The following is a 9,197-nucleotide window of genomic DNA, read 5'->3' as shown; positions in this document are numbered from 1 at the left end:
AAGCAGCCGGGTAGAAACCCGGCCGCGATATGTGAGACATGAGAAACTAACCAAGGGTTATTTTTCCGGCATCAGCTCCAGCCGTATCAAATTATCCCCGCTGAGGTAACGGTTGGCCGTTTGCCGGAGGGCTTCGGGGGTGACGGCGTCCACCGCCGCGGGGTATAGGTAGACCTGGTGAAGGTCGTCCCGGTTTTCCATTTGACCACCCAGGTATGCCAGCCACCATCCGTTGGTTTGCTGCTGGGTTTGGGTCGATACCCGTTCTTCCGCCTTCCATTTTTCGACGTTTTCAGCCGGAGGCCCGGAGGCGCGCAGCCTGGCGATTTCATCCAGGGCGGAGACGACGAGCCTGTCAGCGTTTTCGGGCGCACAGGTGAAAGAGACGGTGAACGAGTACCGGGGTAAAGGGAGCTTGGAAATGCTTGCGCTCGCGGAGGGCGTGTAGACGCCGCTTTCCTCTTCCCGGAGTCGTTGGGTAAGACGTATCTGTAAGGCTTCCTTCAGCGCATCGAGCCTTACGCGGTCCTCGAGGGTATAGTCGAAGGGGCCGGAGAAAATGAGGTATACGGAGGCCTTTGGCTCCGAGCCTTTGTAGACGATCTTGGTAATTTTCCCCGGGGGTGTGCGACCGCCCCGGTCAACCGGCTGCTCGCCCGCATGCGTGGATGGAAGACCGCCGAGGTATCGCTCGAGCAGGGGCCGGATGGTCGCCGTGTCGAAATTCCCGACAAAAGTGAAGGTAAACGCGGAGGCGTCGCTAAACCGTTCCCGGTAAATGCGGTAGGCGGTATCCAGGTTGATCTGCGCGAGTTTTGCCAGGCTCGGACCGGTCATACGGACGTTGTTGCCGTGGAGCAAAGCGTTCGCGGTGTCGCTAAAGACGCTGCCGGGATCGTTGGCCCTGTTGGCCATGGCCGCCCTGGAGCGCTCGATGATACTTTGGAAGACGGCCGTGTCTTTGCGCGGCTCGGTAAAATACGCATAGACCAATTCGAGGGCTGTGGGCAGGTCTTCAGGTGTGGCCGCACCGCCAAACCCCTGGCCCCGGTCGGTGATGGCGATATTGACGCGGGCCTGTTTGCCGGACAGGTATTTCTGCAATTGGGTGGCGTCATAGTTTCCGACCCCCCCGGAGACGATGATACCCGCCGCGGCTGCGGCAGACTGGAAGGCGGCGTCGCCATACACCGACGTTCCGCCGGGCGCCGCCGCGCTGAACAGGATTTCATCGTTTTTAAAATGCGTGGGCTTCAGGACGACCCGAAGACCGTTGGAGAGCGTGAGGGCGGTGATGTGAAGGCTGGTGTCTGCCGTTTCAGAAACGACGTGGCCCGCAACCGGGGGCGTCGCCAGTAAGGACTGCGTGCTGACCTGGTCCGCATAGGGTTTCAGGTCCTCCGCCCGCACCGCCTGCAGCCACGAAAGAACGGTACGCTCATCGGGCAGCGGGGTGTTTTCCGGTGCGAGCACCAGGATGTCCCGGTTGGTATCGGTCACATATTGCGCGGCCAGGGCGTTGACCTCCGCCAGCGAAATACCCGGTATGTACTTTTGGACCAGGGCATTCTCGGCCGCGAGCCCGGGGGCTGGAATTCCCTTGAGGAAGTACTCCTGGTACTCCTTCACGAACGACTCCGACGGGGTTTTGTCCATTTCCTGCAGGGCGGCTTTCATGCTATTGAGGTAGCTCGTTTTGGCCCGTTCCAGCTCGGAAGCCGTAAATCCGAAACGCTTTACCCTTTCGGTTTCCCGCCACAGGGCCTTGAATCCCGTATCGAGCGCGCCGGGACGGACGGCGACGGAGGCGTCGTAGCTGTCCAATCCCCCCATAAAGGACTGGATGGAGGCACCTCCCTGGAGATAAGGTGGGTTGGCGACCCGGGAAAGCTCCGCGTAACGGCCGGCCAGCATTTGATTGAACAACCCGCGGGCGATATAAGCGCGGTAGTCCGCCGCGGTGTGGAAAGGGAGACCTTTGTGCTTGATGATCACTTCTATCGCCGTGCCGGTCATCTCCTTGTCGGTGACGGTGATAAACTGGTTCTTGCCGGTCAGGGGCACGGTGTACACCGGGCGAGCGCGCTCACCCGGAGGGTTGCGCAAGTTCGAAAACGTCGATTGGATGGCCCGCACGACGCTGTCCGCGTCGATGTCACCCACGATGATCACCGCCTGGAGGTCCGGGCGGTACCAGTCGTGGTAAAACCGGCGGATGGCTTCCGGACGGAAGTGGTTGAGCACCGTATCGACCCCGATGGGGATGCGTTCGGCATACCGGGAGTGGTTGAGGACGAGCGGCCAGTACTTGCGGCTCATCCGCTCGCTGGCGCCCTTACCCAGCCGTTTTTCCTCCAGGACAACCCCCCTTTCCTTGTCGATCTCGACGGGATCGAGGGTCGCCGACGCGGCCCAGTCGCGGAGGATCTGAATACCACCCGCCAGGACGCCCGGTTTGTCCGAAGGGATCGGGAGCTGGTAGACGGTCTCGTCAAAGCTCGTATAGGCATTGAGGTCGGCGCCGAAACGGATGCCCGCCTTTTGAAGATAGTCGACGAGCTCGTTTTTGGGGAAGTGGGTGGTCCCGTTAAAGCTCATGTGCTCCATGAAGTGCGCGAGGCCGCGCTGATCGTCGGCTTCCAGGATGGAACCCACCTTGTTGACCAGGTAGAGGACCGTGCGGCCGGCGGGTTCGGTGTTGCGGCGGACAAAATAGGTGAGGCCGTTGGGCAGCTTGCCCGTTCGCACGGCAGGGTCTAGCGGAAGCGATTGAGAAAATGCAGGCGACGAAAGGACACAAAGTCCCAGCAAAAGAAATATACGCATGGGTCGTTTTTTATGAGCCGATTAATTCCAAAATACCTTCGTTACGAATAATCATCATTCCCTGCCGGTCCTCCGTGATGCCCTCCATGAGCGTATAGGGATAACGCGGATAAGGACCGTCCATGACCGTGGGCATAAAGGCGAAATGAATATTCCGGTGCGCCTTTAGCGCTTCCCCCACTTCGATGATGTGCGTGGACACGATGAACAAACAATCCCGGTAATCCGAAAAGGCCTCGGTGATGGCCAGCGTGCCGTCGTAGGCGTCCTTGACGTTGGTCCCTTTAAAGAGCTCGTCGAACATCAGCAATAGCCGGCCGCCGGCCGCCACGGCGTCCGCCGCCTGCCGGACGCGGACGACCTCTGCGTAAAAGTGGCTGTAGCCCAGACCGATGTTGTCAGAGACGTTGATGGAGGTATACAGGCCATCCCGCACCGAAAAGGACATCGAATCGGCCGCCACCGGGAAGCCCATATGCGCCAGGTACAAGCCGATGCCGATGGCTTTCATCAAGGTCGACTTACCCGCCATGTTCGCCCCCGTGAGGAACAGGATGTTGCGGTCGCGATCCAGTGACACCGCATTGCCCACGGCGTTGTCCAGGCAAGGGTGGTAAAGACCGGTGGCGCAGAGGACATCGGCCTCCGGCCCCAGCGCGTGCGCATAGGTGAACCCTTTTTCAACCGCTACCTGCGCGACCGCCGTGTACACATCGGTTTCGGCGATAAAAGAGAGGACATCCTCCATCTCGCGGTGGAGGGTGCTTCGGAGCAGGTGTTCGTATCTCGCCAGGGCGCTAAGCGGGATTGCCTGGTAAACGTCGACCCGGAGCAAAGCTTCGAGCCGTTTGTCGGAGAGTACCCCGCGAATGGCCCGCACGCGGTCGTCGAAAGCACCGCCGGAAGAGGCAAGCGCTTCGGCGAATTCCCGGCAGCGATGGAGGGTGCCGATCGTGGCTTGCAGCCCCTGCACGTCGCGTTTGTGGCGCTCGTCCCGGGTCATCGAGGACAGCGTTTTTTTGAGAACGGTCCCCGCAAACGTCACGAGCGCGCTCTTGCCGGAAGCGACGTCCAGGTATTCGCGCATCGAAGCCACGCCCGCCACCTCGAAAGGAAAGGGGGGCATTGTCTCCTGGAAGTAACGGAAGGTGGCGCTCCGCCGGTTGATCGCCGCGGCCTCCGACAAGGGGTGACGGAACATATCATCCAACAGGCGTTCGCCGCCCGCGGTCCTTACGCGGTTGAACAGGTGGTATACCGAGCCCTGACGGAATTTGCCCAGGAGGTTCAGCTCTTCCAGCGTTTGCCGGTCTATGGTAAAGCTCATGGCTTGTGTTTTTTTAGGGTGTCCAATATGCCTTCGTTGCGGATGATGATCATACCGTGCCGGTCGTCGGTGATGCCGCGCTCCAGCGTGTAGGTATATTCGGGTACGTGACCGTTCATCCGCGTCGGCAGGTACAGGAAACCGATGTTGCCGCGCGCGCGGAGGTCCTCGCCGGCTTCGACGATGTGCGAGGAAATGATGAAAAGGCTGTCCTTCTTCCCGGCGAAGGCGGCCGTGACCGCGACCGTGGCCTCGTGCGCGTCCTTCACGTTGGTGCCCCGGAAGAGCTCGTCGAAGAGAACGAAAAGGGCCTTTCCCCGGCTCAGCTCGGTGGCGATCTTTTTCAACCGCAGGACCTCCGCATAAAAGTGGCTGGCGCCGATACCCAGGTTGTCGGGCAGGTTGACCGTGGTATAGAGACCGTCCAATAAGGAAAATGTCATCGAGCCGGCCGCCACCGGGAAGCCCATGTGCGCCAGGTAAAGCGCGGTCGAAACCGAACGCAGGAAGGTCGACTTCCCCGCCATGTTGGCCCCCGTCAGAAAGACGACCTGTTCGCCTGGCTGCATAAAGAGCGTGTTGGCGACGGGGTTTTTCAACGACGGGTGGTATACGCCTTCCAGCCGCAACGTGGCGGGACCGGCCTCCAGCACTTCGGGAAAGACAAACCGGCGGTCGGTGGCTACGCGGGCAACGGATATAAAGACGTCCAGGCGGTAGATGTGCGCGAGCAACCCTTCTACCGTCGCCCGTTCGCGGACCCGGAACAACAAGTCATAGGCATTGATGGCCGTGTACGAGCGCTTTCCCTTGGTTTGCTCCTGCCGGGCCGGCGCCAGCGCGGGGGTGGAGAGCAGCGATTGGATGGCCCCGCGCTCGGCGGCATAATCCCCGATCCCTGCCACGCCCTCCACCTGCATGAACCGGCTGAGGTCCTGGATGAGCGTGATCACCGCGGCCACGCCGTCGGCGATTTCCCGCTCGCTCGGGGCGGCGGATGGTTTGCCCTGCGCCAGGTATTTCTCGGCCATGTCCAGGGCGGTGGCGTCAAAAGGGAAGGCCGCGCCGAGCCGGGCGAAGTCCCTGATGATCCCGGCCCTGGTGCGGATGGCGCCCCTTTCCGCCAGGGGCGCGCGGAACATTTCCTGCAGGAGCGCTTCCCCTCCCCGGGTATGGGTTTGGTTGTACAGGTCGTAGATGCCGCCGGCGTCTTGCCTGCCGAAGATTCCCAGGTCGCGGATCGTTTGTTCGTCGGTTTCCAGGAACATTTATTTCCGTTTTCTCCTGATCAATAAAATCGTGCCCATCGCCAGTAAAACGGCGGGGAGCACCCAGATGTAGACGATCTTCATCACCGCCACCGCGGGCGGTTTTACGTTCAGCCTGGCGTCCCTTGGCTTTGGCTTTGGCATGTAGAGCGGGAACTTCCCGTCGTCCAGCCAGCAAAAGATTGCGCGGCCAACGAAGGAGCCCCCTTCCCGGACCGTGCTCATAAAGTCCGCGTCCCCGCAGACGACGATGCGTTGCTCGCGGCCGCCGATGGGCCGGCTGAGCGCGAGGGCCGTTGGAAAGGAGCCCTGGATGTCGCCTTCCTTTTGGTTATAGACGACATCCGCGGAGTCGGTGACCAACGGGCCCAGCTTCAGCCACGAGCGTCCGGCCGCCGACATCATCAATGGTTTTATGGTAAAGGCGCTGTCCGAGCTGCTGCCCGAGGTGTAAGACAGACCGGTGGCCCCCTGCATAAGCCATTTGATCGTGTCTCCCGATGCCTTGGCGGAGAGCAGGTCCTGCTCTTGGGCGAAATCAAGGATGGCCGGTGTCAGGTAGGGCCGGAGCATATGGGGCATCTCGTTGGCGGAAGGTTCGACAAGAGTGCCGTCCGCGAGCTGGACGCCCAGTTGGCGGAGCACGGGATTGAGTATCGCCTGTTTCCCCGGTTCGCCGAGGATGTACATATTACCGCCCCGGCGGATGTAACGCTGCAACCGCTCCATCGTGGCCGGCCGCAGCGTTGTTTTGGGGTCCGCCAGCACCAGGATCCTGGCGTCGGCCGGGACCTCCCGGTTTTCCAGCGACACGGTGTCCGCGTCAAATCCCAGGTTGATCAGCGACGTACGGGCCTGCTTCTCGATGGAATGGAGACTGTATTCCCGTTCTCCCGTTTTATGGATGTTTCTTTCCAGGTCGCCCGTGACATAGTAGACCTTGGGGATGCTGTCCAGGATCAACCGTTCGAGCGCCGCCGCCGTCTCCTGCTCGTTGGGCCAGAACTCGGCATCGTTGTAGGTCCTCAGGAAGGTGGTCCGTCCTTTGTAGGAGAGTTGCATGACGACCCGCATGTTTTCCGCTGCCGGGTCGATCGCCTTGCGTATTTGCTCGGGTCCCTCGAACAGGGAAGGGTTGAAATCGTAGCCGCCCGCGATCGTCTCTTCGATCTGCTTGAGGGTTTTGCCCGGGAACGTTTTGAAGAAGGAGCTGTCGTTTACGTCGTAATAGTAGACATACTTGAACTGTATGTCGGGCTTGAAGCGCGTATACCGTTCCCAGAGCGAGGACAGGTAAGCGTTCCGGTTTTCGGGGAACCCATAGGGCGCCCCCAGCCCCAATATGTTGGTATAGAGGGTGACCTCCAGGGGGGCCTTACCCAACGACCGGATGATGGCCTGGGTTCTTTCGTGGACCGTATTGTCTTTCCCCGCTGTCGTATCCCAATAACCCGCCAGTGTGGGGCGTGAGCTGACATAACCCAACACCAGGACGGACACGATCACCACCAGATACCGCACCGCTTTGGCGAACCAGGGTTTGGACTCCCGGTCTCCCTTGAGCTTGAACAGGGTAAAGGCGACAAACATATACGTGATCAGGACGAAATAAATCACATCCTTGGTGGTGATCAGCCCCTGGACCATCTTATTGGTCCGGCCCGTGATGGACAGGAAGTAGGTCAGGTCGCGGACAAAGTCGATCCGCTGCCAAAAACCACCGATGCGGCTGAGGACAAAGACGACGATAAAGCTGCCGATGGCGGAAACGATCTGGTACGTCGTCAGGCTGGACATGAACAAGCCGATGGCGGTATAGGCGCAGATGAGGAGATAAAAGCCCAACAACGCGGAGAGCAGCAGCCCATGGTCCACTGCGTGGATGTTGAATGCCCCCGTGACCATGAATAATGCAATGATGGATACCAGCAACAGGTTGTAGGCTACGATGGCCAGGTATTTCCCCAGCACGATCTGGCTTACCTTGACCGGTGAAGAATACAACAGCTTGATCGTACCGCTGTTGACCTCCCGGCTGATCAACCCCATGGTCAGCAAGGGAACATAGAGGAACAGGTTTTGGAGGGCGTTGTTGAAAATCCCGTCCTGACTCAGGAAAATTACCTGGGTAAGGGGAATGCCGAAATCCTTGAATTTGGGGCTGTTGCTCAGCATGAGGTCCTGAGCCTTGGCGATAGGCGCCAGGGAGGCCAGGTAAAACACCGCGCTCTGGACGAAGAAGGCGATGGTCAGGAACCAGGCCACCGGCGAATAAAAGAGGTTACGAAGCTCTGTCCGCGCTATTTTGATTACCGTATTCATCTGGTTATTATTGATGGGATTTACTGGATAGCTGTTTGAACGTGTCGTCGAGCAGGCCTTTGTCGAGACCGATCTCGCGGAGGCGCCAGCCGTGCTCCACGCTGGCGGCCACGAGCCGCTCCATGACGTCCTGGTCGCCTTCGAACCGGAGGCGGATTTGTGTTGCGGTAAGGAACTCGACCCCGGTAATGCCTTTTATCCGGAGCAGCTCCACCGAAGCAGGGGGATTTTCCAATCGCAACAGGATGCTGTTGGTCTGTACATAATTGTTAAAGGCGTCCATGCTGTCCGCAAAAACGATCCGGCCCGATTCGATCATGACGATCTCCTTGCAGAGGACCTGTATCTCCGAAAGGATGTGTGAGGACAGCAGGACCGCGTGCTCCTGCGCCACTTCCCGGATCAGCTTCCTGGCCTCGATGAGCTGGTTGGGATCGAGCCCGTTGGTGGGCTCGTCCATCACCACCAGCTTCGGCCGGTGGACGATCGCCTGGGCGATGCCGATGCGCTGCCGGTAGCCGCCGGACAGGTTCCGGATCAACCGGTTGCTGACGTTCGTGATCCCGCAGCGTTCCTTGGCTTCGTCCACGGCGGACCTTATCCGGGTTTTCTCCATCAGCCGCAGCTCTGCGCAGTAGACCAGGTATTCGTCGGTCGTAAGATCGGTATACAGGGGCGGGTTTTGCGGCAGGAAGCCGATCTCCCGTTTGGCGGCTTCAGGTTCCTGCCGCAGGTCTGTCCCGTTGATGAGCACGCTCCCTTCTGTCTGGTTCAACGTACCGCAAATGATGTTCATCGTCGTGGACTTGCCTGCCCCGTTGGAGCCCAGCAAACCCACGATACCCGTGCGCTCTATCTCCAGGTTTATGTCACGGATCGCCCAGGCCGAGCTGTATTTGTGCGACAGCCGGTCGGTTTTAAGGATGGGATGCATAGTGTCGTTTAGTTAATAGTCATTGATGAGCATCGCCGCCTGCGCGCCCGGTCGCCCGTAAAGCGCGATCGTGACATTGCGGTTCCGCCATGTATTGGTTTGGTCGTTACTGGAAACGCCCGTAAGCGTATAGCTGGCCACCGGCGTCCCGGTGGCGTCGAGGAATTCGAAGGTGGGATCGGGGCTGCCGCTGGCGGCGGGATAGCTTTTGAATGCAGAGACGTCTTTGTACGCAAGCCGGCCGATGCCGGCTACGGTTACGGGGTCGCTTCCCTGCGACAGGTTGACAAAACGAACGCCCACGGCGCTGTCGGGGGAGGCATGATACGGCAAGGTATCCGTGGTGAACAGTGTATCCGGTGTGGCGACGGTGCCGGTGAGGAACAACGTGTGTATGCTGCCCACCGGCAGGGTAAGGGTCAGATCGAATAAGGGGGTGGCGTGCGCGCCCGTGTCTTCGATCCGGTAAACCGTCAGATGTTGTATGCCTACGTACCCGGACAACTGGTTGCTGTATGGA

The 9,197-nt window shown here is 59.8% G+C and carries 6 protein-coding genes; all 6 read right to left on the bottom strand.

The genetic code is table 11. The annotated features are described in order from the left end of the window. Positions 1 to 57: 57 nt before the first annotated feature. The gene (locus VL547_RS02190) at positions 58 to 2,826 is read right to left on the bottom strand and encodes an insulinase family protein (protein WP_325574706.1); all 2,769 of its coding nucleotides are present in this window, start codon (positions 2,824 to 2,826) and stop codon (positions 58 to 60) included. Between the two features lie 10 nt (positions 2,827 to 2,836). Then, positions 2,837 to 4,153 (bottom strand): MutS-related protein, encoded by a 1,317-nt coding sequence (locus tag VL547_RS02185; RefSeq protein WP_325574704.1) that lies wholly within the window; start codon positions 4,151 to 4,153, stop codon positions 2,837 to 2,839. After that, positions 4,150 to 5,421 carry a MutS-related protein gene (locus VL547_RS02180; protein ID WP_325574702.1) on the bottom strand — a complete coding sequence of 424 codons (1,272 nt, stop codon included), beginning with the start codon at positions 5,419 to 5,421 and terminating at the stop codon, positions 4,150 to 4,152. The genes VL547_RS02185 and VL547_RS02180 overlap by 4 nt, the downstream gene beginning before the upstream one ends. Then, a complete protein-coding gene (locus VL547_RS02175) occupies positions 5,422 to 7,743 on the bottom strand; it encodes a Gldg family protein (protein ID WP_325574700.1) in 2,322 nt (773 codons plus the stop codon). Between the two features lie 7 nt (positions 7,744 to 7,750). After that, positions 7,751 to 8,677 carry an ABC transporter ATP-binding protein gene (locus VL547_RS02170; RefSeq protein WP_325574698.1) on the bottom strand — a complete coding sequence of 309 codons (927 nt, stop codon included), beginning with the start codon at positions 8,675 to 8,677 and terminating at the stop codon, positions 7,751 to 7,753. A gap of 12 nt (positions 8,678 to 8,689) precedes the next feature. Continuing rightward, positions 8,690 to 9,197: hypothetical protein (locus VL547_RS02165; protein WP_325574696.1), on the bottom strand; the 508-nt coding region annotated here is incomplete at its 5' end.

Origin of the sequence: Dinghuibacter sp. (assembly GCF_035492835.1) — a bacterium.
In the GTDB taxonomy this organism is placed as follows: Bacteria; Bacteroidota; Bacteroidia; order Chitinophagales; family Chitinophagaceae; genus Dinghuibacter.
Note: the sequence above shows the minus strand (reverse complement) of the source record. Positions and strands in the feature narration are given on the sequence as shown.